The sequence below is a fragment of the Arsukibacterium perlucidum DSM 18276 genome, assembly GCF_000382165.1.
GTDB lineage: Bacteria > Pseudomonadota > Gammaproteobacteria > Enterobacterales > Alteromonadaceae > Alishewanella > Alishewanella perlucidum.
This window is the reverse complement of the sequence record NZ_KB907725.1, coordinates 1-24,024: the sequence shown is the minus strand read 5'-3', so window position 1 is coordinate 24,024 and position 24,024 is coordinate 1. Positions and strand designations below refer to the sequence as shown.

The window sequence follows — 24,024 nt, the reverse complement described above, 5'->3', positions numbered from 1 at the left end:
GCTATTGACTAGTGTGATTGATTAGGTCCTGCTCATCAGAGCGACGCCTTTTCATACTTGCTTTAACTTGGTACATCTGGGCATCAGCCAATGCGATGATCTTGTCGAGAGAGGCTTCCGCATTTTCTTGAAAAGCATACCCCATAGCAGCACTGGTTTGCATACGACTGCCATCTGGCAATTGACAATGAACGTTTTGGCAGCGGATCCTAAACGCTTCCAGAGCGCGGATTAGCTCAGTTTCGGTGGTGTTGGACAGCAAAATCAAAAACTCATCACCACCAATGCGATAACACTCGCTTTGCGGCCATTGAATTCTGACTTGTTCGGCAAACATGACCAATAGGGCATCCCCTGCGGCATGACCATATTCATCATTGACCTGCTTCAGGTTGTTCAAATCAGCAACAACGACGGCTCGCGGATAACAACCAACTTCTGCTGTTTCAACTTTATTGCTAAAGGCGTTGCGGTTATGAAAACCGGTTAAAGTGTCAGTATAGAGAAAATGCTCGCGTTCGATTAGCAGTTGCGTTCTGGCCTTTTGTTCCACCAGACGGCGCACCACGAGGACAGTGATTAGCACAATAAATAGTAAAGCAACGCCCATGACGGCGACCAGTTTTAGCAACTGAATATTCGCTTCGTTTTGTAAGCTGGGCACACCTTGAATTGCCGCGAATTTCACTTCCTCAAAGCGGATCAGGGGAATCACTTTGTCCATGATCGAGGCTAACTCTGGTTCATGACGGCTCACACCGAAGTAGACAAACGAGTCTTTGCTTGTGTTACCACGCTTTACCACATTGCTATAGCCCAATCCGTTAATATAGAACTCTACCACGGTCGGGTTTTCAACAATGTAGGCAACTTTGCCACTACGCAGTAACTGGAGCGATTCCTTTATGTCCGATGTTTTGATCAAGATCGGATTTTTGAGATTTTGATTTAAAAATTCTTCATGCCAAAAACCCTCAATCACCGCCACTGGTAACCCTTCTAATTGGTAAATATCTTGCACCGGTGCGCTGGTTTTTAAGCCCACGATAATATCCCGCTCGGCGCTGATGGGATGGGGAAATATAAAGCTTTTTAACCGATCTTCGGTTTTTGCCATATTGACAATATCAATCTTGCCGGCGCTGGCCTGTTGCATAATTTCGGCAAAAGACCCACTGACCACTTTTAAACGGATACCCAAACTATCTGCCACACGTTTTAACATTTCGCCGGCAATACCACGGTATTCACCTTGATGGAAGTAGTCAAACGGCAGGTAGTCTGCAGCGACGCCGACAACGGCCTCGCCCTTTTGATCAAGCCAGCTGAGCTCAGCTTCGGTTAAACGAAAAATCTTCCGATTGTACAAACGGACGGCATCACGCATTAAGTCGCGGATCGTCTCCTTCCTATAGGCAATGTACTTATCGAGAATGCTCGCGAAAACAGCCTGATCTTTTGACACCGCCAGGGTCATATCTGAAGTAATGACGTGTAGTTCGGCAATTAGAGTCAACTCTGGGTGCGCATACAAATATTCGAATTCGACGCCGCCACCAGAAGTGACAAAACCATCCACCTGGCCCAATACCAAAGCCAGCAAGGCGTGGCCTGGCTCGTCAAACTCGACACTTTTTGGGCGGACTCTTGGGTATTCTTTTGGCAGTTGTTGAATAACAAAATCATTGCGCAAAAAACCAACCGGCTTCTCATCCAAATCGCCTAGTGATTGGACCGGGTCATTTTTTCGGGCAAATACGGTATATGGATGCTTCCAAACTGGCTGAGTGAACCGCATGATTAATTCGCGTTCAGGCGTTGGGTTTGCCCCGTATAAGATGTTTATGTCTCCAGAAATAAATCTTAGGTACGCATCGTCCCAGTTTTTAACGTCCGCAGGAACAATCTGAATACCGAGTTGAGTTTGTATGTCCTTTAGTAATTCAGGCAGCAACCCAACCAGACGCCCTTGCAACTCAAAGCTATCGAGTCCCGCATAAGGATCAAAGCCGACGGTCAGAGTTTTCCCTTGTTGTGCGGCAAGCCATGCCTGCTCTGCACCACTGAGCTGTAGTGTTGGTTTCGTTTGTCCTGCCGCAGCAAACGATAGACCGCATCCAGTGATGAAAATGCAAAGCCAGCGCACAGCTGCAGAACAAATAGGACGTCTCCAATGTAATGCCAGAACATGTCTCCTAAAGCAAGCAAGATGCAGGTTGCGACTGCGTGCTGCTACCTCATATCCTATATCAAACATCTAAAGTAAGACATCCTTTAATTATAGTTAGCGCTGAGCGGCAGATTGACGCCAAAACGGATTTAACGTTGCCAATTTGGGTGCTCAAAATATCGACAAATCAATGCCTACGTCTCTAAGTGCGACGGATTTAACTTTAGCCTGTTAACAGAAAAAGGCAAAACGAAAGCCCTTAGATGTGTTGCTTTCTGAACGTTTTTCAAATCCGGCAGATTAAGGCAACACGATGCCTTAAATAGTGGTGCGGTTTAACAATCCAGCGTTTACCTGCTGATGCTTGAGTAACTAACGCTTAATGTGCTTATCCAGTGCCTGCTTTAACAGCTCACTGGAACTGATTTCATCGCCGCAGGGCACTGGCTTTGCGGCCATTAGCGCCGCAAAGCCGTCCAGCATTGGGTCGGCAATTCGACACCCCTCTCTTGTTCGGATTATTTGCCTACCATCATCTAATTTCGCCACAACTTGTTTTGCCGGCTCCTGACTAAGCGGCCAGTGCTTTTTATCCACTGTTAACCGCGGCTGTTGCTGCTTTTGTAAGGATTGCTGGTAGCTGGCAGTTGCGGCGCGGTCAATGGCTGCCTGATCAGGTTTGGCTACCTGGTTCAGGGCACGTTGGGTCAGGCTGTTGCTTGTTAGAGACCTGTCCCGACTAACCGACACCGACTGTTGGCTCGGTACAATTACCTCAGGGACCATTTCGGACAGTTCTGTTTGCGGACTTGCTGTACCGGCATTATCTGTAACCTTTGACTCTCTGGCGGTTGCCCTATCTGGTTGGCCCTGCTCTGGTGTCTGCTCAGTAACGACTGGTTGGCCGGGCGGAGGTGGTTGATATAAAAATGAAGTGATTGGCTCGGACAGCGGCAGCTGAACAGGGGCACGAAATTTTATGCTGACAAGCATGGCAGCTAGCAGAGCATGTACCAGCAGTGCCAGCAGCACCGGGTTACCATATTCACTGATCAAACGCTTTAAAGGGTGTGTAACCGCTGCCAAAGATTGCTGTCCCGGGCCTGATGTTGTTTTGTCAGCATCAGACCCTTAGCGCAGCAATTAATTCCGACGTCAGATGAACTTGGCAATAATTCCTTAAGTTTAGTAAGGATTTGCCGGGGTATAAAAGTTTTCGTTATTACCATTAATACTTATCCGGCTGGCTGGAACTGCACTGGTATGGTCGAGTAAGTGATAGCTGTGGCCTTTCTGCAGTTTGTAATACAGCAGGTCATCAATAATTACCGGCTTACCACACTCAGTTTGCCTGAAGTTCGTTTGCTGATCAGCACGCAGCAGGTAAACTTCATGCTCGCCGAAAACCTCGGTATTGCCGCTGCGCTCGACCCATAGCGCAGTGCGCTCTGATACGCCGATACCGGTAATTTGCTGTTGTTGATGGTGGGCCAGAAACACCATAAGCCGGCCCATTCTGTCGCGTTGTTTAAAATGGGTATCGCTAAGGGTATTGCCCAGCATTGGCGCTTTTAAAAAGTCCGGGCTGAAAGCGATATTAGTATCACAGAAATCTTGTACCACTTCTGATGACACTGCACTACCAACACCATCAGGATTATAAATAATACTACTGAGAATGGCATTGCCAGCCGAAGTGCCTCCAATAATGGCCCCACGCTGATAAGCGGCATGCAAGGCCTGTTGCAATGCAGTATCTTGCCAGTTTGCAATATAGGTTGACTGATCACCCCCGGCAAACCAAATGAACTCGGCGCTGCGCAATGCCCAGCTCACATAATCGCTGTTTGCTTTATCCCTGCTATCAACCAACAAGGTCTCAACCGATGCGGCTTGCAATAAATTCAGCAAGTAATCGTTGTAGCCGGCTGCGCCCTGCGTCCGCAAGACCAACACATTGCCACCCTGAATATACGGCCGCACTTTATCGGTAAAAATGCTGTCCACATCAGTACTGCCACCCATCAGAATAATGCCTGCTTGCTCCGGCGATAAAGGCACGCAAACATCTTCGTTATAGCCGACAGCAAAACGCTGCAGAGAGACAGGTTTTATTGGCCGTGGCCCGAAGCCACATTGCTCAGCATTAGCAATGACATCCAGTGCTGTTTTGGTATCTGCCTCCAATCCCTGCTGGCTGCATCCGCTCAGCAGTAAAACCAGCAGTAATAAACATAATTTCATTTTCACTTTACCTTAAACAAGTCTGCCACCTTGTGGTGGCAGACTGCACTTAACTCACTAAACCAGGCTTAATAGGGATTAGTCGGATTATAGAAACTGCCACTACGGCCATCTATACTCAGTCTCGATGGGCTGACACTGCTGCTATTGTTCAGCAGGTTGTAGCTCTGGCCTGGTAATAATTTATAGCGCAGTAAATCGTTGATGATGACCGGCTGGCCACAGCTGGTTTGCTGATACTGGGTCTGGCCATCGGCACGCAACACGTAAACCTCATGGCTGCCATCCACCACACCATTGCCGTCTGCGGTGACAAACAGTGATGTTGCTTCTGATACCGCCACGACCCGGCCAGTACTGCCCAGCTTGGCCTGGAACACCGCCGAGCGGCCCATCCGGTCACGCTGTTTAAAGTGAGTATCGGTAATAATGCCATCTAACACCGGCAGCCCCAGAAAGTTGCTACTGATGTTAATCGTTTCATGACAGAAATCTGTTACCGCTTCTGAGCTGATGGCACCCAGCACCCCATCCGGATCATAAATAAACTCGCCCAACACATGGTTACCAGCCGAGGTACCGCCTAATGCGCCACCTTTGTTATAAACATGCATTAAGGCATCCTGCACCCTGGTGCCTTGCCACTGATTCAGATAGTCAGACTGATCACCACCAGCAATAAATACGAACTCGGCACTGCGAATTGCCCAGTCAACGTAGTCACTATTGGCCTTGGTGCGGGTATTTACAATTAAGGTTTCTACCGAGGCGGCATCGGTTAAACCCTGCAAATAATCGTTATAAGCTGCGGTGCCAGAAGTACGTAGCACCACCACATTACCCCCTTTTATATGCGGCTTGATCCGGTTAGCGAATGCCGTATCAACATCGGCACCGCCGCCCATCAGTAGTAATGCCGGGGTAGTCAGACTGACACAAACATCGTTACTGCTACCCAGCAGGGTTGCGCTTAAGCCACCAGGTTTCGAGGGTCGGTTACCATAATTACAGTTCTCTGGTTCAGGTTCAGGCTCAGGGTTGGTGCCACCGCCGCCACTTTCTCCGCTAAAATTTACCGTTAACTGGTAATTGCCGGTGCCACTGTAACGGGTCACCTTTAGGTAATGTGGCCCGGCGGGCGAAGCAACATAACTGCCAGTTTCCGGGTTGGCACTGCTTTGGCCTGAAGCTATGTAACTGCCGCTTGAGCGGTATAGAAACCACTCAAAATCAACGTTATTGCCGTGGCTGAGGCTGACATTGATATCACCGGTTGCGGTAGTATCAAAATAAAACCAGTCCTGATCGTTGCGGCTGCCAATACTGGCTTGCACCGCTACCCCGCTGCACAGCGGACCATCGGCACCACTTTCGCTATTATTGTTTTCGCTTTCTAGTAATAAACAGGCCTGCGCATTGCCACAAAGCAATAGCGCAACCACGCCTAACAGACTTAGTGCTTTCATTTTTACTTCCTGCATATAGTTTTGTTTTAGGAAATGGCCAACAGGCCAAGTTTCTTCGCATGGCCAAACGCCAGGCAAAAGATTTTGGAGCTAACTCAGAGGGAGGTGGCTATTCGTCGAACCACTCAGACAAGTGATAGTCGGTGGCGCACTCATGCAAATAGTTATGCAGATTAGCCGGTTTGGCAACCGACCACAGTAATTTACTGGCTCCGCATAACAGTTTTTGCATAAGATTAGGTTCGTAACATAGTTTGATGACTGTTTAATTACTTTTCAATATTGACCTGAATAAGCATGCTGTCAAGCAGAAAATTCATGCAATTGTAAAAAAAACCGACAGGTACCTGATGCAGGAAAAGTTTACCTGAAAAATGATAATGTCAGTTATCAGGCAGCAACGGCGCCAGTTTTTGCCAATGCTGAAGTTTATCGGCAAAGCTCAGGCTGGCATGCGCCGGGCTGGTGGAAGGCAGTTGCAGTAGTTGCAACCCGTCAGGTAATTGCTGTTTGCCAATAACCTGCCGCCGGAAACTTTGCCAGGCTTTACCACCATTAAAGGCGATAGCGCTGATCTGGCTATGCTGTTGCATAAAACAGCTAAAATCGTTGGGCTGCTCCGCACTTATCGCACTATCCAGGCTACCCTGACGCTGGCAAAAACCAATCACATCCCACAACGCTACCTGCCTCGCAATTAAAGCCTGCAACCGCCCGGGATAACTTAAGGTCGGATCAAAATTAAGAATGCTGGCCATCAGCGGCCAGAATGCATTACGGGGATGGGCGTAGTATTGTTGCTGCTTCAGCGATTTCGCACCCGGCATGCTACCCAGAATTAACAACCTCGCATCTGGCTGCGCTACCGCAGCCAGGCCACTAAGTAAAGGTGACATTAACGTAGTTCAGGCTGGTACTGCCGGGCTTTTTGCCAGGCTTGTTGCGCCTGTTGTTGCTCGCCTTCCTGCTCTGCCAGATAGGCCAGCACCGCATAAAGGTAGCCATTACTCGGATTATCACGCAACCAGTGTTGAGTTTGCTTGCGCAAGCGCAAAACCGAGTGGCCCAGTGCTATTTGCCGCAGATGCGGCCACGCTGGTGCAATATCTGCCAGCGACAACACCGCCACCAACCGTTTTTCTGCCGCATCAGCCTGACCAGCATTGGCTTCAGCCCAGGCTAAGCCAAGTGCTGCCGCCGCTGATTTACGTTCTTTGGCGGGTAACGCCTGCCAGTCATTCTGTTGTTGATCAAATCCTGCTTCACCGGCCAGATGGCGAATTGCCTGTGGATAAAGCGCAAAACGTTGTTGCCGCCAGCTCACTTTATCAAACCAATGCCCGGTTGCTGCCCGACCAGCTGCCACCAATAGCTGTTGCCACTGGCCGGCTTGCTGCAAGGCACGCAGGTATAATTGGCCAAGCGCAGGGTCTACCGGCGGTTGTTGCAGCAAGGCTTCCAGAGTCAGCACAGCCTGGCTGGCATGGCCCTGGTGCAACAACATCTCGGCTTCCAGATACTGACGGTTTGGGTCATCTTCTGCCAACTTTGCCACTACACTTTTTGCCTGATCATAATCGCCAGCGTAAAACGCGGCATAAGCTGCCAAAAAACGTTTCTCCTGGCTGAAGTCGCCGGCTTGCAGCGCCAGTTGCAGTTGGCTGGCGGCTTCAGCCCACTGCCGCCTGGCATAGGCATGAAGTCCACTGGCAAATGCCCGGTTGGCTTTGCGCTCACGGCGGGAACTGAAAAAATTCAGGGAAAAATGTTGAATTCGTAGCAAGTGGCGTACTACTTTGACCAGCAAATACAACACCAGCAACGCCACTATCAGCACAATAGCAAAACCCAGCGCTGTCATTTCAATAACGTAGCCGGCCAGTACCAGTTTGATATAGCCAGGGTTATTAGTTAACACCGGCCCTAATAACATCGCCAGGGCCAGTATTGCTATTAGCAGAATGGCCTTGATCATAATTCTGTCTCCGCCATGCTTTGCAGGTAATCCTGCAATTGCGGGCCACTTTGCAATGCTGGCAGCTGTTGTTCAGTGATATCAATGGCCGCCAGTGCCAGTAGTTTTTCACTTAGTTGCTGTACCGCAGGTTCAGTCGCCTGAAAATGACGCTGCAGCTGATCACTGGCTTGTTGCAAGGCACTCCGATACACCGCGGGTTCACCTGATAACACAGCTAGCTGTGCCAGTAATAACTGCTGATTAAGGGCAATCCGCACCATCAGTTGTTGCTCTTCAGTTAGGTTGAAGTAATCTTCCGGCATCGCCACCCGGGCTGAAAACAACTGCTGCAGGCTACTGTCCCAGTAATACTTTAAGGTGCTGCGCCAGTTTTTCAGCTCGCCTTGCGGCTCTGCCACGGTAACGCTGAGCTCAGTTTGTTGCTGTTTCAGCGGCAAGCCCATACTGCTTTTGCGCATCTGGGCCAGTTCAACATGCACGGCGCTCAGATCGGGACTTTTTAACGCAGCCAGCGCTGTTAGATCAGCGGCGATCGCCTGACGCACGTTAATTAAAGAGGCGTCATCCAGCCCGGCCAGTTGCTGCTGCGCCCGTTGCAATAACAAGCGGGCGCTGTTGATATCCTGATTTAACCACAGGCTGTAATCCGCCCGTTTTAACAAAAACTGAATTTCAGCCAGGGCCCAATGCCGCGGCGGTGCGCCGTCACTTTGCTGCACCAGCTCGCGCACGGCCTGCATTTGCTGCTGTAATTGTTGTTGCTGGCGTTGCTGAGCGGCAGTTAATTGTTGCTCGAAGGCACTCAGGCTCTGTTGCTGGCTGCTCAGACTTTGCTGCAGCTGGCTCTGGCTGCTACTCAGCAACTCAGCACTTTGCCGGTTAATCTCCTGCTGTGCCTGCTGCAATTGCTGTTGCTGATTTTGCATTTGCTGCCATTGTGGCCATAACCAGTAACCCGCCGCAGCCACTGCTGCGGCCAACAAAAGTGAGCACAGTAATGCCAGCACAGCTATGGCGCGGCCAGCACCGGCAGGACGTTGCTCCTGCTCAGCAATTTGCTGCTTTAATTGCTCCAGTGGTGCTGCGGATTCTTCAGCCGGGGTTAACTCTGCCTGCTCACTCATAATATTTCCTTGTTAAGCTGAATAATTTGCTGCAGCAACGCCTGATCATTGGCATTTTCTGCCCGGCTGATGTGCTGTGGGCCAATCCCAAGTGCCAATGCCTGCTCCTGCATGCGCGGGCTTACCAGCAGCCAATGCCGCTGCTGCAGCCAGGCCACACCAGCCTCGGGCATTAAGGCGAACAGCTGCTGCAAAATTTCGTTACTGGTAGCTACAATACAGCGTACCTGTTGTTGCTGCCACAACTGCCACAGCTGGGCACCATCCAGTGGCAATGGCAACCTGGTGTAACTTTGTACATATTTAACGGTAGCACCGCGGGCAATCAATTGCTGTTTAAGCAGTTCACGGCCGCTGTTGCCGCGCACTACCACCACCTGCTTACCACTAACCTGTTGTAACTGCGGTAACGCCAGCAAACCTTCGCTACGCTGGTCCTGCGGTACTATTACTTCCCGGCTGGTCCAGCGTTGTAACAGCCCTGCGGTAGTGCTGCCGACCGCAAACAAATGCCCCGGCAACTGCTGCGGCTTGATTTGCTGTTCCAGCGCATGGACCGCACTGACACTGACAAAAATAACCAGCTCAGCCTGCTCCAGCAAGCTGATGTCTTTCGCTTTCAACGTCACCTGCTGCGTGGTAATCAATGGCTGATAACTATAAGCAACGCCCTGTTCATCCAGACTGGCCAGCAAATTGTCGGCTTTGCCCGCCGGTCGGGTGATTAAAAAAGGCGTGGTTATGCTCATGCGTTCGCCTGATATACCTGTTGCAAAATGGCGCCGGCGCCCTGGGCTAATAATTGCTCGGCAACAGCCAGACCAATTTGCTCGGCCAGCTCAGCGTTGCCGGTTTGCTCGGCGCGGATGATCACGCTGCCATCGAGCGAGCCCACGAGACCCCGTAACTGCAGCTGCTCATCTTTAAGCGTAGCAAAAGCCCCTATCGGCACCTGACAACCGCCCTGTAAACGCCGGTTCATCGCCCGCTCTGCCAGCACACATAATCGGGTTGGCTGATGCTCCAGCGGCGCCAGCAACTGCTGAATGGCGGTATCGTCACTGCGACATTCAATACCCACCGCGCCCTGGCCATTGGCCGGCAAGCTTTGCTCTGGTTCAAGGTAACTGGCAATCCGCGCCGAAAAACCGAGCCGGATTAAGCCAGCTGAGGCCAGAATAATGGCAGCAAACTCGCCGTTATCCAGCTTAGCCAGCCTGGTGTTAACATTACCGCGCAAGTCACGCACAGTTAAATCAGGCCGTAATGCTTTTAACTGACATTGCCGGCGCAGGCTGGAGGTACCAACCACCGCACCATGGGGCAACTGCGAAAGATCCTGAAACTGATTGGAAACAAAAGCATCACGCGGATCTTCACGCTGGCAAATAGTTTGCAGCACCAGGCCGTCCGGAAAGGCGACCGGTACATCTTTAATACTGTGCACCGCAATATCAGCCCGACCATCGAGCATGGCAGTTTCCAGCTCTTTAACAAACAAGCCTTTGCCACCTATTTTTGCCAATGGCGTATCAAGAATTTTATCGCCCTGAGTCGACATCGGCACCAGCTCTACCTGTAATGCCGGGTGGTGACGCAGCAATTCCGCTTTAACAAATTCAGCCTGCCACAAGGCCAGCGCGCTTTTGCGGGTTGCAATACGTACAATCTGGCTCATGTTAGCTTTCCTTTACTGTCATTAAGCGGCGTTGCAAGAAGCTGCTGATATCGGCCACTTCCTGCGCGCAAACACTGTGCTCCATCCGGTAATCCTGCCAGCTGACATTAAAGCCGAGGCTTTTTAAAGCATGAAACGCCTGCTGGCCCGCGGCCATCGGCACTACCGGGTCCTGGCTGCCATGGCCGATAAACACCGGCGTTGCCTTATTAGCAGATGTTGTCTCTGCCGCCAGCTTTTCCGGCGCGCACATATAGGTTGATAACGCCATTACTCCAGCCAGCTTATAAGGCAAGCGGGCCAGCAAATGCAGCGCTATCACTCCGCCCTGACTAAAGCCTGCCAGCACAATTTGCTCGCTACTCAGACCGTCGGCAATAAGTTTATCCAGCAACTGCTGCACTGCGCTGGCTGATTCACGCACGCCGGCTTCGTCGGCCCGGTGCGCTAAGTCCATGGTTTTAATATCGTACCAGGCGCGCATCCGCATACCGCCATTAACAGTAACCGGTCGCTCGGGCGCATGCGGAAACAAAAACCGGATACCGGCGTCAGCTGGCAACCTCAGTTCCGGCACTATAGGTGCAAAGCCATGGCCAGAATCGCCAAGGCCATGCAACCATATTACTGCCGCCTTAACCGGGCCGTTTGGTTTTACATCAACAAAAGGGAGTAACGCCATTATTCAGTTCCAGATTGCTGCGGAGCCAGCTCCACCGGGCTACCAGCCTGTTTTGAAGCTGCATCGGACAATAGCTGCCAGAATTCGCTACCGCTGCGGTTATCAATCCACTGCTGATTGCGCCATTCAAAGTGGTGGCCATTAAATTTTGTAGCTACCCAAAGCTGCTGCAGTGGCGGTTGTTTGTTAATAATAATTTTGCTTTGATCCGGAAAGGTTATCGACAATAAGCCACCATGCGATTCGTAGTCTAAATCAAGCTCAAGTTGCTCAATCGCCTCTTCTACCGCTAACAGGGTATTGTCGGTTAATTCGTCATATTCTAAGTCATTCATCTGCGTCACCTGTTTGCTTTTATCGCTAAGGATGCGATTATAGAGCCTCAAGCCGTTAAAGAAATAGAAACCATGCAAACGAAGCGCATTTCATCCCAGTTTCTTTTGCCTGCCTGCTTATTGCTGGGCAGCATTATGCTAACTGCCTGTGGTCAAAAAGGGCCTCTTACCTTACCACAAGCTGCACCAGAAGTGGCAGAGCCGGCCCAACAAAAGCCGGTAGCGCAAACCGCCGGGGAACAGCAACCCAGCGCCAGTGAGGAGCCAAGCCGTGGACCACTTTAATTATCAGCACAATACGCTGCACGCCGAACAGGTGGATCTGCATAAGCTGGCGGCTGAATTCGGCACCCCTTGCTATGTCTATTCAAAAGCAACCATCGAGCGCCATTATCAGGCATTTGCCAATGCCGCAGCGGCGCATCCGCATAGCCTGGTTTGTTACGCGGTAAAAGCCAACAGTAATCTGGCAGTGTTAAATGTACTGAGTAAGCTGGGCAGTGGTTTTGATATTGTCTCAGGTGGTGAACTGCGCCGGGTGATTGCCGCTGGCGGCGATCCGGCGAAAGTGGTGTTTTCCGGGGTGGCGAAAACCGCCGACGATATGCGTTTTGCGCTGCAGCTGGGCATTAAATGTTTTAATGTTGAGTCAGAGGCTGAACTGGAACGTCTGCAACAGGTGGCCAGCAGCCTGAATATCATGGCGCCGGTATCCTTGCGGGTAAACCCGGATATCGATGCCAAAACCCATCCTTATATTTCTACCGGCTTAAAAGCCAATAAGTTTGGCGTTGATATTTTAAAGGCACCAGACATTTATCGGGCCGCAAGCCAGATGAGCCATCTGCAGCTGGTGGGGGTAGATTGCCATATCGGCTCGCAGCTCACCGAAACCCAGCCGTTTTTAGAAGCATTGGAAAAGCTGCTGCAGTTAATTGAAGCGCTGAAACAAGAAGGCATTCAGCTTAGCCATATTGATATCGGTGGCGGCCTGGGCGTTACCTACGACAAAGAAACGCCGCCCGAACCTTATGCCTATATCAGCAAAGTGGTAGAGCGCTTGCAACAATATCCGCAGCTGGAACTGATCATGGAGCCCGGCCGCGCTATTATGGCCAATGCCGGCATTTTGCTGACCAAAGTGGAATATTTAAAACCAGGTCAGGAAAAGAACTTCGCTATTGTCGATGCAGCGATGAACGATTTAATCCGGCCAGCGCTGTACAGTGCCTGGCAGAATATCGTGCCGGTAAGTCAGCAAAGTAGTGCAACCGCCCAGCTGTATGATGTAGTAGGCCCGGTATGTGAAACCGGTGATTTTCTTGGCAAAGACCGCATGCTGGCCATTGCTGAGGGCGATTTACTGGCGGTGCGCTCGGCGGGCGCTTATGGCTTTACCATGAGCTCCAACTATAACAGCCGGCCACGGGTGGCTGAAGTGATGGTGGAGGGTAACCACTGCCACTTAATCCGGGCACGCGAACAGTGGCAGGATTTATGGCGCGGCGAAAAGCTGCTAAGCGAACAGTAATAAGGCTTTGATGATCATTAACTTTTCAAAAATGCACGGCCTGGGCAACGACTTTATGATGGTCGATAGTGTTAGCCAGAATCTGTTTCTTACCAAAGAGCAAATTCGCCAGCTGGCGGACCGCAACTTCGGCATTGGCTTCGACCAGTTGCTGATGGTAGAGCCACCGTATGACCCTGAGCTGGATTTTCATTACCGGATTTTTAACGCCGATGGCAGTGAAGTTGAGCAATGCGGCAATGGTGCCCGCTGCTTTGCTAAGTTTGTCCGTCATCGCGGCCTGACTAATAAAAGCAAAATTCAGGTAAGTACCAAATCGGGCAAAATTACTCTGTATGTTGAGCAGGATGGCCAGGTAACGGTAAACATGGGCGTGCCGCAGCTGGATCCGGCACTGGTGCCGTTTAAAGCTCAAAAGCAGGAAGCCACCTACATTATGCGGGCTGACGAGCATACTGTGCTTTGTGGCGTAGCCTCTATGGGTAACCCGCACGCGGTGCTGGAAGTTGAAGATATTGCCAGCGCCAATGTGGCAGAGTTGGGCCCTCTTTTAGAAGTGCATGAGCGCTTTCCGCAAAAAGCCAATATCGGCTTTATGCAGATAGTGTCACCACAGCATATTAAACTGCGGGTATGGGAGCGCGGCGCCGGAGAAACCCTGGCCTGTGGTACCGGTGCCTGTGCTGCTGCGGTCATTGGCCAGCTGCAGAAAAAACTCGGGCCACAGGTGCAGGTTGACTTACCCGGTGGCACCTTACACATTCGCTGGAATGGGCCTGGCCAGGTTGTGAAAATGACCGGCCCGGCTGAACACGTATTTGATGGACAACTTTCGTTATGAACGACACCCTGACTCAGGATAAAGACGCTATTGCCGCCACTGTGGTACTGGATTATTTGCAGGACCACCCGGAGTTTTTTCAACAGTACCCGCAGCTGTTACAACACATGCGCCTGCCGCATCAGCAACGGGGCAGCGTGTCGCTGGTTGAGCGTCAGCTGGAAATGCAACGAACCAAAATTGCCGCACTGGAAGATGATATCACCCGCTTAATGTCGGTTGCCCGCCAGAACGAACATATTTTTCATGCTCTGAACACCCTGCACCTGAGTTTGCTGCAACAGCCGTCACTGGCCGATGCCGAGCAGGCGCTGCAACAGTTTGCCAAAAGTATGCCGCAAGTGCATGCCTGCCGGCTGGTGTGTCTGCAACCTGACAGCAGTGCCATCAGCCAATACCAGTTGTTATTGTCGCGCCGCTTAAGCAGTGACAATGTTTATCTGGGCCGGTTAAACAGGGAAGAACAGCAGCCGTTATTCGGCGAGTCCATTCATTCGGTTGCCTTACTGCAAATTGGCAGTGGCCCGGGTTTGGCGCTGCTGGCTTTTGGCAGCGAGCAGGATGATCACTTTCAGCCGGCCATGGACCGGCTGTTTATCCGCCACCTGGCCAAACTGCTACTGCTGGTATTGCCTGGCCATGACGACAGCTGAGCCGCGCTGGCAACAAGATCTGGAACAATACCTTAGCTACCTGCGCTTTGAGCGCGGTTATGCCAACCGCACCTTACAAACTTATCGCCAGCAGCTTAGCCTGTTCGCCTCCAGCCATCAGCCGTCAGGCACTGAGCCAGCTGAATTCAGCTGGCTCCAGCAAACAGAAACCTCGCTGCAAAGCTATCTGGCTAATGGCCGGCGCCGCGGCCTCAGTGCCCGCAGCCTGGCGTTAACGGTCGCCTCATTGCGCGGCCTCTACCGCTACCTGCAGCAACAGCAGCAGGTTAGCGACAACCCGGCCCAGTACCTGACAATTCCCAAACCCAAGGCAAAACTGCCGAAAAATCTTGATATTGATACCTTGCAGCATTTACTCAGCTTTGACAGCAGCGATGATGTGCTGGCTTGCCGGGATAAAGCCATGCTGGAGTTATTTTATTCGTCCGGCCTGCGCCTGGCAGAATTAGTTGGCAGCAATATTAATGATATCGACTGGCACGAGCAGTTAATCCGGGTGCGCGGCAAAGGCAGTAAGGAGCGGCAAATACCGATAGGTTCAGTGGCATTAAAAGCGCTGCAGCACTGGCTCAGTCAGCGCCATCTTTTATTGGGCGACGCTACGCCGGAGGCGGATCAAAACGCGCTGTTTTTAAGCAAACAACAGCAACGAATTTCCGCGCGCCAGGTACGGCAACGGGTTGAACATTGGGCTAAAGTGCAGGGCCTGGGCCAGCAGCTGCATCCGCATATGCTGCGCCACTCTTTTGCCAGCCATGTACTGCAATCCAGCGGCGATCTGCGCGCGGTGCAGGACTTACTGGGCCATGCTAACCTTAGTACCACCCAGGTTTACACCCACCTCGATTTTCAGCATCTGGCTGCGGTGTACGACAATGCCCACCCGAGGGCCCGGAAAAAAACCTAATGCCAATGTCAGTACGTTTAATGTTGCTTATGTTAATGTTGCCGCTAAACGGTGCCGCTGCAGATGAACTGACAACAGCATCAACATCAGCAACGGCTTATCAGCAAGTGCGGCTGCAGGCCACGGATATGGCGCAACATGCTCAGGCCAGCATCAGCCTGCACCCTTATATTCTGGCGACCGACCGCACAGCGTTAACGTTAGATGTGCGGCTACCCACCGCAGAACTGGCAGCGCTTAAAAACTACAACATAAGCTGGCAGCCACTGCCCGCCAATGCCTACCCTAATCTGGATGCCACACGCCAAACCGCTGCCGCCAGCGATACAACTTTTGATACCTCTGCTGACACTATTGCCGGCTACCCGTGTTACCACACGGTAGAGGGCACCTATCAGCAGGCAGCACAACTGGCTGCCGATTATCCCGAGGTAGCGCAGTGGTTCAGTATTGGCAGTTCATGGCAGCAGCTGCAGGGCGAAGGCGGTTACCCGCTGATGGTATTGCGACTGGGCCGACGCGAACCGGTCGCCAATCCGGCCGATGAAAGGCCCATCTTATTTGTACAAAGTGCCATGCATGCCCGCGAGTATGTTACTGCTGAGCTGAACCTGCAATTTGCCAGGCAATTGCTGCAGAATTATCAGCAGCAGGCCGATGCCCATTGGTTGCTGAATTTTACCGAGATTCATTTACTGTTTCAGATGAACCCCGATGGCCGCAAATATGCCGAACAAGGACAGTTGTGGCGTAAAAATGCCAACCTTAACCATTGTCCGCAGGATGAACCCGGAGTCGATTTAAACCGCAACTTCAGCTACAGCTGGAATATCAGCAGTAATGGTTCCAGCGGTGACGCCTGCTCTACCGTCTACCGTGGCCCGCAAGCGGGCTCTGAACCCGAAACCCAGGCTGTCGAGAACTACATTCGCCAATTATATAGCGATCGCCGTGGCAGCAGTTTTCAGGATCCGGCACCAGCAGACACCACGGGGTTGCATCTCGACTTACACAGTGCCGGCGAACTGGTGCTCTGGCCCTGGGGCCATACTACTACCCCGGCACCAAATGCCAGCCAGTTGCAAACTCTGGGCCGCAAGCTGGCCTGGTTTAATAATTACTATCCCAGTCAGAGCATCGGTTTATACCCGACCGACGGCACCAGTGACAGTGTCAGTTACGGTGAGCTGGGTGTGGCGGCCATTACCCTGGAACTGGGTACCGGCTTTTTTCAGAGCTGCCAGTTTTTTAGCAACTCACTGCTACCGGCTAACTTACCGCTGTTAAATTACGCGGCTAAAATCAGCAAGGCGCCTTATCAACTGCCCGCCGGGCCTGACATTAGCTCTGTTAACGTTAACGGTGCCAGCCATGCTTATATTCAAGCCGGAGACGAAGTAACCCTGACCCTTACCGCCGATGATCAGCGCTTTAATCAGAGCAATGGCCGTGAGCCGACTCAAACCGTTGTCGCCGCCAGGATTTACCGGGATGCACCGCCCTGGCACAGTAGCAGCGTAGAGCTCGGCACAGCTGACATCTTTAACAGTAATGCTAATGGCTCAGTGGCCAATATGCGGGCCCAGCTGCTGAGTAACGACTGGCCAGCGGGCAGGCAGCTGTTATATGTGCAGGCTGAAGACAGCGATGGCAACGTCGGTGCTGTCAGCGCAGTTTTTGTTACTGTTGGTGATTTACGCAGCCCGGTTGCTGATTTCAGTAGCCAGTGTACTGCACTCGGCTGCTCCTTTGACGCCAGTGCCAGCAGCGCAGATTCAGCGATTACCGCTTACCAGTGGCAGCTTTCGGATGGCAGCAGCTACAGCGGTGCCAAGGTAAACCATCAATTTGCCAGCGCCGGCAGTTATCAGGTAACGCTAACCATTACCGACAGCGATGAGTTAAGCGCCAGCATCAGCAAAACCGCTTCCGTTACCGCGCCACCTGCCCCGCCTCCACAGCCTGCCGCGGCAGAAGGCAGTGGTGGCAGCAGCAACGTATATGTATATGGCGGCTTGCTGTTACTGCTTTTTGTCCGCCGCTTTTTTGGGAAAACCAATGCAAATTTATAAAGCACTAACACCATTGCAGGCATTGTCATTTGATTTAGATGATACCTTGTATGATAACGCACCGGTTATCGAAGCCGCTGAGCAGGCAATGCTAAGCGCGCTGGCAAAACTTGCACCACAAAGTAACCAGACCAGCAGCGACTTCTGGTGGCAACACCGCTTAAAGCTGGCCAAAATCACGCCGGAAATTCGCCACGATATTGGTCGCTGGCGTCTTTTAGGTATTGAGGCTGGGCTACTTGAGCTGGGCATAGCGCAAGCAGAAGCTAAAAAAGTAGCACAGCAGGGCTATGATGCTTTTCTCGACGCCCGCACCCGGATTAGTGTTACCCCTGAGATCACAGGTCTGTTAACCAAACTGGCCAAACAGTACCGGTTAATTGCCATAACCAATGGTAATGCCTGTATTAAGAAGATGGGTATAGGTGAATTATTTGAATTCAGCTTACAGGCAGGGCCTGATGGCAAAATGAAACCCTACCCTGATATGTTTCAGCTGGCGGCAGCGCGGCTGCAGCTTAATCCCGCGCAAATTCTGCATATAGGTGACAGTCACCGCGCCGATGTGATGGGTGCCTTAGCCGCTTGCTGCCAGACCGCCTGGCTGGATCATCATCAGCAACCAGTAAGTACCTTGCCACATATCCGGCTAACGGACGTGCAGCAGTTAAACGCTTTACTGCTGCCAATCAGCTGACACTGGTTATTTATCCACTAAATTCTGTTGCTTTACTTGGCGCTTACGGCAGGGCTGTTATAATGGCCGCAAATGGTTTACTGAGATGTGCTGATGGATGTATCCAACCTGCTGGATGGCTTAAACGATAAACAACGTGACGCGGTGGCGGCACCGGCGCAGCATATGCTGATTTTAGCCGGTGCTGGCAGTGGTAAAACCCGGGTACTGGTGCATCGTTTAGCCTGGTTAATGCAGGTGGAAACCGTCGCGCCCTATAGCTTACTGGCGGTGACTTTTACCAATAAGGCAGCACAGGAAATGCGCGGCCGGATTGAAAGCACTATTGGCGTCAGTTTAAATAACCTGTGGATGGGCACCTTTCACGGTTTATCACATCGGATGCTGCGGGCGCATTATCAGCAGGCCGGCTTACCCCAGGGCTTTCAGATCATCGACTCGGACGATCAGTACCGGTTGGTTAAGCGGGTACTAAAGGCGCTGAATCTGGATGAAAAGCACTGGCCGGCCAAGCAAATTCAGTGGTTTATTAATGGCCGCAAAGACGATGGCCAGCGTCCGGGTATGATTGACGCCGGTGGCGATTTCAGCCTGCAGCAGATGGTGAAGATTTATGCTGCCTATCAGGAAATGTGTGACCGTGCAGGCTTAGTCGATTTCGCCGAAATTCTGCTACGCAGCTTTGAGCTGCTGAAAAACCATGCCGATGTACGTGGCCATTATCAGCAGCGATTCCGCCATATTCTGGTAGACGAATTTCAGGATACTAACGCTATTCAGTATAACTGGCTTAGGCTACTGGCTGGTACAGCGGCCAAAGTGATGATTGTCGGTGATGACGATCAGTCAATTTACGGCTGGCGCGGCGCCCGGGTTGAAAATATTCAGCAGTTTCTGCGCGATTTTGACGGCGCAGAAACAATCCGGCTGGAGCAAAACTACCGCTCTACCGCCACTATCTTAAAAGCCGCTAACGCCGTAATTGCCAATAACAGTGGCCGGCTGGGTAAGGATTTATGGACTGACGGCAGCGACGGCGAAACCATTTCGCTGTATACCGCTTTTAATGAACTGGATGAAGCCCGCTTTATCGTGTCGCGTATTCGCAGCTGGCATAACCAGGGCGGCAGCCTGACCGAAAGCGCCATTTTGTATCGTAACAATGCCCAGTCGCGGGTGCTGGAAGAGGCGCTTATTCAGGAGGGCCTGCACTATCGTATTTATGGTGGTTTGCGCTTTTACGAGCGGCAGGAGATTAAAGATGCCCTGGCTTACTTAAGGCTGATCAGCAACCGCCAGGACGATGCGGCAATGGAGCGGATTATTAATACGCCGGCCCGCGGTATTGGTGATACCACCATGAATAAGGTGCGACTGCAAGCCCGCAGTGAACAGCAAACACTGTGGCAGGCGCTGCAGCAGATGTTACAGCAAAAGCAACTGAGTGGCAGGGCGGCTAATGCGATAGAGCAGTTTATGCAGCTTATCGATCGATTAGAGCAGGAGCTGACCGACTTACCGCTGTTTGAACAGGCCGAGCATATTATTAAGCAGTCGGGTTTATATGCGATGTATCAGGCAGAAAAGGGTGAAAAAGCCCAGACCCGGATTGAAAACTTAAACGAACTGGTCACCGCTTGTCAGAACTTTAATAGCAGCACAGTTGAAGACATGAGCCCGCTGGCGGCATTTTTATCCCAGGCGGCGCTGGAGGCTGGTGATTATCAGGCCGAAGAGCATTCTGATGCAGTGCAGTTGATGACCCTGCACAGCGCCAAAGGTCTGGAGTTTCCGCTGGTCTTTATTTGTGGCCTGGAAGAAGGTATGTTTCCCAGCCAGCAAAGCGGCGACGACCCGACCCGGCTGGAAGAAGAGCGGAGGCTGTGTTATGTCGGCATGACCCGCGCCATGCAGAAACTGTACTTGTGCCATGCTGAAAGCCGCCGTTTATATGGTCAGGAGCAGTATCATAAAGCATCGCGTTTTATTCGTGAGATCCCGGCAGAATATCTGGAAGAAATTCGGTTAACTACCCAGGTGAGCCGGCCATCGCAGGCTGGCAGGTTCGGCAGTGCAGCCAGTCATGTCGCCTTTGAAAACACCGGTTTTAAACTGGGCCAGCGGGTACTGCATGATAAATTTGGTGAAGGCACTGTGCTTAATTACGAAGGTGTTGGTGCACAGTCACGTATTCAGGTTAACTTTGACCAGCTTGGCAGCAAATGGCTGATGACAGCCTACGCCAGGCTGCAGGCTACTGGCTAAATGCCGGTAACAGCCTGCCTGCAACCGCTGCTGGCTGAAGCCGCAGCCCGTCAGATCCGGTTGCCGGTTTTGTTGCAAGGCAAGCAAGCTGAGCTGCGGCTTCAGTGCCAACAGCTGATTGCGACGATTAAACCGCAACGATTGTACTGGCTGGGTGAACAAGCGCCTGCCGCCAGCACTCAGCTCAAACCCGGCAACAACTACCAGCTACTGGGTAGCGAATGCGATATGTTGGTAGTTAATGCCTTCTCTGGATTTAATGCTGATTTAATCGCTGCCAGTGCCGGTTGTTTAAAGGCCGGCGGCTTGTGGCTGCTGCTGGCACCACCCGATGAACACTGGTATCAGCAGCCAAACCCGGCGCATAGTATGTTGTTACCTTATCCGCTTAATCCGTTGGCTCATCAGGGCCAGTTTATTCGCTTCTGGTTAGCCAGGCTGGCTGAATGCCAGCTGCTAAAGCTTACCTTGAATAATGATCAGCTCAATGTTAACCAGCAACTCACCCTGCCAGATTATCAGTCGCCTGCAGCTGTAGCAGCTCTCTATGCCAGCACTGAACAACAACAGGCTGTAGCAGCGATTTTAAAAGTGGTATCGGGACACCGGAAAAGACCTCTGGTTTTGGTGGCTGATCGTGGTCGCGGTAAATCTGCTGCGCTGGGCTTAGCAGCGGCACTGTTAGTGCAACAAGGTAAAAAACGACTGATAATCACCGCAGCCAGCCCAAATGCGGCGGCTACCGCAATTAGCCATTATCAGCAGCAATTGCCAGATACCCCGGGGCTACGCTTTATGGCTGTTGACCAGCTGCTGTTGGAACAACCAGAACTGGATTTATTATTAATTGATGAAGCCGCAGCCCTGCCAACAGCAGTATTAAAACAACTGGCTGATCACTATAGCCGGATTGTGTTTGCTACTACTGAGCATGGTTATGAAGGCACCGGTCGCGGTTTTCAGCTGCGCTTTCAACGCTATCTTGAGCAAACCCAAAGTGGCTGGAAACGACTACAGATTAAACAGCCGGTGCGCTATCAGCAGCATGATCCGTTAGAGCGGCTTATCTTTACCAGCTTTTTACTGCAACAACCTGAAACTGAGCCAATATACCGCCCTGGCCAGCCTCTGCAGCTGCGCCAGTATCAGCACAATGACTGGCTGGCTACACCAGAGCAACTTAGCGCTGTGTTTCACTTACTTAGTCAGGCGCACTATCAAACCCAGGTGAAGGATCTCGCTGCGTTGCTTGATAATCCGCAGCTTAGTGTGGTCGCCCTTTATCAGCATGACCAGTTGTTAGCTTGTGCTTTGCTAAGCTATGAAGGTGAGCTCGAGCCGGCACTTTGCCAGCTGATTTATCAGGGGAAGCGCCGGGTACAAGGCCATTTACTGGCGCAAAGTTTGGCATTTCACCTGGCAGAGCCTCAACTGGCATGCCAGCGCCTGGTAAGGGTTATGCGGATTGCTGTTGCGCAGCCTTTGCAACGGCAAGGTCTTGGCGGCCAGTTGCTGGCTGAAGTTACTAACTTGCTGAAGCAACAAAATATCGACTGGCTTGGCACCAGTTTTGGCGTCAGTTCGGCGCTACTGGCATTCTGGCAAGCTGCTGCATACATTCCGGTACGGCTTAGTCACTTTGCCGACAACGCCAGCAGCGAGCCTTCGGTATTGATGCTCAAGCCAATTAATGGCAGTAAAAAATTAGTGCAGCAGCTTAATCAGCAGTCAGCTAATGAGTTATACCACTGCCTGCAAGAATATCCGGCCAACCTGAGTTTCGATGTGATCAGTAAGTTAGTCCTGCCACCGTCAGCAACGCTAACTGCCGCAGACATTGCACAACTACAATTATTCGCAGAGGGAAAACGCCCCTACCAGCTTGTCGCTCACCAGCTTCTAAATTGGTTTAATTTACACTATCTTCAGCTTGAGTCCTTTGCTGCCGCAGTTATTGCAGCACGGTTATGGCAAAAGCAAAGCTGGCAGACAATAAGCCAGCGTTTTCAGCTGGCGGGCAAAGCAGCCTGTATTAAACTAATCCAGCAGCAAATTAGCAGTAGCTGAGCGCAACTGATGGTAGAAATGCTGTTTAAAACGCGGGAAAAGTGCTACTGTGCGGCGTTTTTATTTGAATCTTACTGATCATAACTTCTATGACAATGATAGCGCCTCTTCTATTAAGCCTCGCTGTAAGCACAGCCGGCTACAGCCAGAGTGAATTGCGTACCTTGCAGTATGCGGTTAACAGCCATGCTTACAGCAACGCTCTGGAGCAATTTTATCAGAATTGCATTCAGCTCGATCCAGAGCAATATATGATAAAAAAGCCAGATAACTCTCGCTTTCACAACTTACTGCAGCAACAGTTACAACTTGAGATAAACCAATTTGTCAGCAGTGTCGCCACTAACCCGAAGCTACACCAGCGCGTACCTGATGATATCGTCCTGACTGATTGTAATGATCATGCTGCTTATCAGAAGGTGTTAGACCGGTATGAACTTGAACTGTTTGCCCTGGAAATTGCCACACCGGTTAAGGTAAGCAAGCAGGACGCAACAAGCCAACGCAAACAACAGCAACAGCTGGCAATCAAAAATGCAACAGAACTTTTAGCCAGAAGTAAAGCTGTGGCAATAGTTAGCATTATCGACCGCAACAGCCTCAGTACGCTGGAACAAAGTAATTTCTTACACCCGGATTATAAAGGCCGTTATATTTACCGGGTTGACCAGGGTTGGCGCAATATCCCCTCCAGATATATGGGGATGCAAAGTTATCTGACCGAGCAGCAGTATGCCAAAGGCCCGAAAAGCTGGCTGCTATTACTGGACCAGCATAATCAGTTTATTCAGGTATTCAGTGAAGCAGAGGCAAAAGTTTATCTGAATCTGTTAGGTAAAGCGGAATGGCACTTTGATAATCAGGGCAACTTACAGCGTAAGTAAAACCTCTCAATTTCCAAATCCCCGAATCCCCCTCAATCCCCCTTTGTTAAAGGGGGAGGCTCAGTAGCACTCAGAATTAGCATGGCGACTAAAACGCCGGGAGCGTTTTAAGACGTCGCGTGCGACGGCCCGAAGGGCGAAACACAGAGATGATGAGATGGACACCTCAAGTGAAATCGGCGTCACAATGCGCCATTATTGATGTGTTAACCGTCAATAAGCTTACATGAGGTGTCCAAAATGAAAGTTACACTAATTGGAATCGATTTAGCAAAAAGTATTTTTCAGATCTGTGGCGTTAATCAGGCAGGTAAAGCGGTTTTTAATCGCACGATTAAACGCAAAGATTTATTGGTCTTCTTAGCTAATTACCCAGATGCAACCATTGCGATGGAAGCCTGCTCAGGCT

General features: G+C 51.2%; 22 protein-coding genes and 1 pseudogene. 11 read left to right on the top strand and 12 right to left on the bottom strand.

Annotation, left to right across the window (positions count from 1 at the left end; genetic code table 11):
* Position 1 precedes the first annotated feature (1 nt).
* The 12 genes from H141_RS0115475 to cyaY all read right to left on the bottom strand — a co-directional run bounded on the left by H141_RS0115475 (position 2) and on the right by cyaY (position 11,677).
* Positions 2 to 2,257, bottom strand: coding sequence for a transporter substrate-binding domain-containing protein (locus H141_RS0115475; RefSeq protein WP_083923069.1), 2,256 nt, complete (start codon positions 2,255 to 2,257; stop codon positions 2 to 4).
* A 285-nt stretch (positions 2,258 to 2,542) separates the two neighbouring features.
* Complete coding sequence (locus H141_RS0115470; RefSeq protein WP_019677193.1) at positions 2,543 to 3,256, bottom strand: hypothetical protein; 714 nt, start codon at positions 3,254 to 3,256, stop codon at positions 2,543 to 2,545.
* Between the two features lie 99 nt (positions 3,257 to 3,355).
* Positions 3,356 to 4,414: a cyanophycinase gene (locus H141_RS20450; protein WP_019677192.1), complete on the bottom strand. Its 1,059-nt coding sequence runs from the start codon at positions 4,412 to 4,414 to the stop codon at positions 3,356 to 3,358.
* Between the two features lie 68 nt (positions 4,415 to 4,482).
* Positions 4,483 to 5,880 carry a Type 1 glutamine amidotransferase-like domain-containing protein gene (locus H141_RS0115460; protein ID WP_019677191.1) on the bottom strand — a complete coding sequence of 466 codons (1,398 nt, stop codon included), beginning with the start codon at positions 5,878 to 5,880 and terminating at the stop codon, positions 4,483 to 4,485.
* Positions 5,881 to 5,989: 109 nt separating this feature from the next.
* The gene (locus H141_RS22015) at positions 5,990 to 6,112 is read right to left on the bottom strand and encodes a hypothetical protein (protein WP_276202896.1); all 123 of its coding nucleotides are present in this window, start codon (positions 6,110 to 6,112) and stop codon (positions 5,990 to 5,992) included.
* 151 nt (positions 6,113 to 6,263) lie between these two features.
* Entirely contained in the window at positions 6,264 to 6,776 is a 513-nt protein-coding gene (locus H141_RS0115455) for a DNA-deoxyinosine glycosylase (RefSeq protein ID WP_019677190.1), read from the bottom strand.
* Positions 6,776 to 7,855: a heme biosynthesis HemY N-terminal domain-containing protein gene (locus H141_RS0115450; RefSeq protein ID WP_019677189.1), complete on the bottom strand. Its 1,080-nt coding sequence runs from the start codon at positions 7,853 to 7,855 to the stop codon at positions 6,776 to 6,778. Before H141_RS0115450 ends, H141_RS0115455 begins: the two co-directional genes overlap by 1 nt.
* Positions 7,852 to 8,982, bottom strand: a complete 1,131-nt coding sequence (locus H141_RS0115445; RefSeq protein ID WP_019677188.1) for a uroporphyrinogen-III C-methyltransferase — start codon at positions 8,980 to 8,982, stop codon at positions 7,852 to 7,854. The genes H141_RS0115450 and H141_RS0115445 overlap by 4 nt, the downstream gene beginning before the upstream one ends.
* The gene (locus H141_RS0115440; RefSeq protein ID WP_019677187.1) at positions 8,979 to 9,731 is read right to left on the bottom strand and encodes a uroporphyrinogen-III synthase; all 753 of its coding nucleotides are present in this window, start codon (positions 9,729 to 9,731) and stop codon (positions 8,979 to 8,981) included. The genes H141_RS0115445 and H141_RS0115440 overlap by 4 nt, the downstream gene beginning before the upstream one ends.
* Positions 9,728 to 10,660: a hydroxymethylbilane synthase gene (gene hemC, locus H141_RS0115435; protein WP_019677186.1), complete on the bottom strand. Its 933-nt coding sequence runs from the start codon at positions 10,658 to 10,660 to the stop codon at positions 9,728 to 9,730. Before hemC ends, H141_RS0115440 begins: the two co-directional genes overlap by 4 nt.
* A 1-nt stretch (position 10,661) precedes the next feature.
* Positions 10,662 to 11,342, bottom strand: coding sequence for an alpha/beta hydrolase (locus H141_RS0115430; RefSeq protein WP_019677185.1), 681 nt, complete (start codon positions 11,340 to 11,342; stop codon positions 10,662 to 10,664).
* A complete protein-coding gene (gene cyaY, locus H141_RS0115425; RefSeq protein WP_019677184.1) occupies positions 11,342 to 11,677 on the bottom strand; it encodes an iron donor protein CyaY in 336 nt (111 codons plus the stop codon). The genes H141_RS0115430 and cyaY overlap by 1 nt, the downstream gene beginning before the upstream one ends.
* A 72-nt stretch (positions 11,678 to 11,749) precedes the next feature.
* On the opposite strand from cyaY, the gene lptM reads away from it, so the two are divergent.
* From lptM to H141_RS21495, 11 genes and pseudogenes are all read left to right on the top strand, one after another.
* Positions 11,750 to 11,962 (top strand): LPS translocon maturation chaperone LptM, encoded by a 213-nt coding sequence (gene lptM / locus H141_RS20445; protein ID WP_019677183.1) that lies wholly within the window; start codon positions 11,750 to 11,752, stop codon positions 11,960 to 11,962.
* Positions 11,949 to 13,208, top strand: a complete 1,260-nt coding sequence (gene lysA, locus H141_RS0115415) for a diaminopimelate decarboxylase (RefSeq protein WP_019677182.1) — start codon at positions 11,949 to 11,951, stop codon at positions 13,206 to 13,208. Before lptM ends, lysA begins: the two co-directional genes overlap by 14 nt.
* 10 nt (positions 13,209 to 13,218) lie before the next feature.
* A complete protein-coding gene (gene dapF / locus H141_RS0115410) occupies positions 13,219 to 14,049 on the top strand; it encodes a diaminopimelate epimerase (RefSeq protein ID WP_019677181.1) in 831 nt (276 codons plus the stop codon).
* Positions 14,046 to 14,702, top strand: a complete 657-nt coding sequence (locus H141_RS0115405; RefSeq protein ID WP_019677180.1) for a DUF484 family protein — start codon at positions 14,046 to 14,048, stop codon at positions 14,700 to 14,702. The genes dapF and H141_RS0115405 overlap by 4 nt, the downstream gene beginning before the upstream one ends.
* Positions 14,689 to 15,630: a tyrosine recombinase XerC gene (gene xerC, locus H141_RS0115400; RefSeq protein ID WP_019677179.1), complete on the top strand. Its 942-nt coding sequence runs from the start codon at positions 14,689 to 14,691 to the stop codon at positions 15,628 to 15,630. The genes H141_RS0115405 and xerC overlap by 14 nt, the downstream gene beginning before the upstream one ends.
* A complete protein-coding gene (locus H141_RS20995; RefSeq protein WP_019677178.1) occupies positions 15,630 to 17,702 on the top strand; it encodes a M14 family zinc carboxypeptidase in 2,073 nt (690 codons plus the stop codon). The genes xerC and H141_RS20995 overlap by 1 nt, the downstream gene beginning before the upstream one ends.
* Entirely contained in the window at positions 17,689 to 18,399 is a 711-nt protein-coding gene (locus H141_RS0115390) for an HAD-IA family hydrolase (protein ID WP_019677177.1), read from the top strand. The genes H141_RS20995 and H141_RS0115390 overlap by 14 nt, the downstream gene beginning before the upstream one ends.
* 93 nt (positions 18,400 to 18,492) lie before the next feature.
* On the top strand, positions 18,493 to 20,664 hold the full coding sequence (gene uvrD, locus H141_RS0115385; RefSeq protein WP_019677176.1) for a DNA helicase II: 2,172 nt from the start codon (positions 18,493 to 18,495) through the stop codon (positions 20,662 to 20,664).
* The gene (locus tag H141_RS0115380) at positions 20,665 to 22,731 is read left to right on the top strand and encodes a tRNA(Met) cytidine acetyltransferase TmcA domain-containing protein (protein WP_019677175.1); all 2,067 of its coding nucleotides are present in this window, start codon (positions 20,665 to 20,667) and stop codon (positions 22,729 to 22,731) included.
* A gap of 89 nt (positions 22,732 to 22,820) precedes the next feature.
* Positions 22,821 to 23,615: a hypothetical protein gene (locus H141_RS0115375; RefSeq protein WP_157610963.1), complete on the top strand. Its 795-nt coding sequence runs from the start codon at positions 22,821 to 22,823 to the stop codon at positions 23,613 to 23,615.
* 240 nt (positions 23,616 to 23,855) lie between these two features.
* A pseudogene (locus tag H141_RS21495) lies at positions 23,856 to 24,024 on the top strand (IS110 family transposase); the annotation flags it as partial.

Coding starts and splice junctions, on each gene's coding strand:
- H141_RS0115475 (WP_083923069.1), bottom strand. CDS start 2,257: ATGTTTGATATAGGATATGAGGTAGCAGCACGCAGTCGCAACCTGCAT.
- H141_RS20450 (WP_019677192.1), bottom strand. CDS start 4,414: ATGAAATTATGTTTATTACTGCTGGTTTTACTGCTGAGCGGATGCAGC.
- H141_RS0115460 (WP_019677191.1), bottom strand. CDS start 5,880: ATGAAAGCACTAAGTCTGTTAGGCGTGGTTGCGCTATTGCTTTGTGGC.
- H141_RS22015 (WP_276202896.1), bottom strand. CDS start 6,112: ATGCAAAAACTGTTATGCGGAGCCAGTAAATTACTGTGGTCGGTTGCC.
- H141_RS0115455 (WP_019677190.1), bottom strand. CDS start 6,776: ATGTCACCTTTACTTAGTGGCCTGGCTGCGGTAGCGCAGCCAGATGCG.
- H141_RS0115450 (WP_019677189.1), bottom strand. CDS start 7,855: ATGATCAAGGCCATTCTGCTAATAGCAATACTGGCCCTGGCGATGTTA.
- H141_RS0115445 (WP_019677188.1), bottom strand. CDS start 8,982: ATGAGTGAGCAGGCAGAGTTAACCCCGGCTGAAGAATCCGCAGCACCA.
- H141_RS0115440 (WP_019677187.1), bottom strand. CDS start 9,731: ATGAGCATAACCACGCCTTTTTTAATCACCCGACCGGCGGGCAAAGCC.
- hemC (WP_019677186.1), bottom strand. CDS start 10,660: ATGAGCCAGATTGTACGTATTGCAACCCGCAAAAGCGCGCTGGCCTTG.
- H141_RS0115430 (WP_019677185.1), bottom strand. CDS start 11,342: ATGGCGTTACTCCCTTTTGTTGATGTAAAACCAAACGGCCCGGTTAAG.
- cyaY (WP_019677184.1), bottom strand. CDS start 11,677: ATGAATGACTTAGAATATGACGAATTAACCGACAATACCCTGTTAGCG.
- lptM (WP_019677183.1), top strand. CDS start 11,750: ATGCAAACGAAGCGCATTTCATCCCAGTTTCTTTTGCCTGCCTGCTTA.
- dapF (WP_019677181.1), top strand. CDS start 13,219: ATGATCATTAACTTTTCAAAAATGCACGGCCTGGGCAACGACTTTATG.
- H141_RS0115405 (WP_019677180.1), top strand. CDS start 14,046: ATGAACGACACCCTGACTCAGGATAAAGACGCTATTGCCGCCACTGTG.
- xerC (WP_019677179.1), top strand. CDS start 14,689: ATGACGACAGCTGAGCCGCGCTGGCAACAAGATCTGGAACAATACCTT.
- H141_RS20995 (WP_019677178.1), top strand. CDS start 15,630: ATGCCAATGTCAGTACGTTTAATGTTGCTTATGTTAATGTTGCCGCTA.
- H141_RS0115390 (WP_019677177.1), top strand. CDS start 17,689: ATGCAAATTTATAAAGCACTAACACCATTGCAGGCATTGTCATTTGAT.
- uvrD (WP_019677176.1), top strand. CDS start 18,493: ATGGATGTATCCAACCTGCTGGATGGCTTAAACGATAAACAACGTGAC.
- H141_RS0115380 (WP_019677175.1), top strand. CDS start 20,665: ATGCCGGTAACAGCCTGCCTGCAACCGCTGCTGGCTGAAGCCGCAGCC.
- H141_RS0115375 (WP_157610963.1), top strand. CDS start 22,821: ATGACAATGATAGCGCCTCTTCTATTAAGCCTCGCTGTAAGCACAGCC.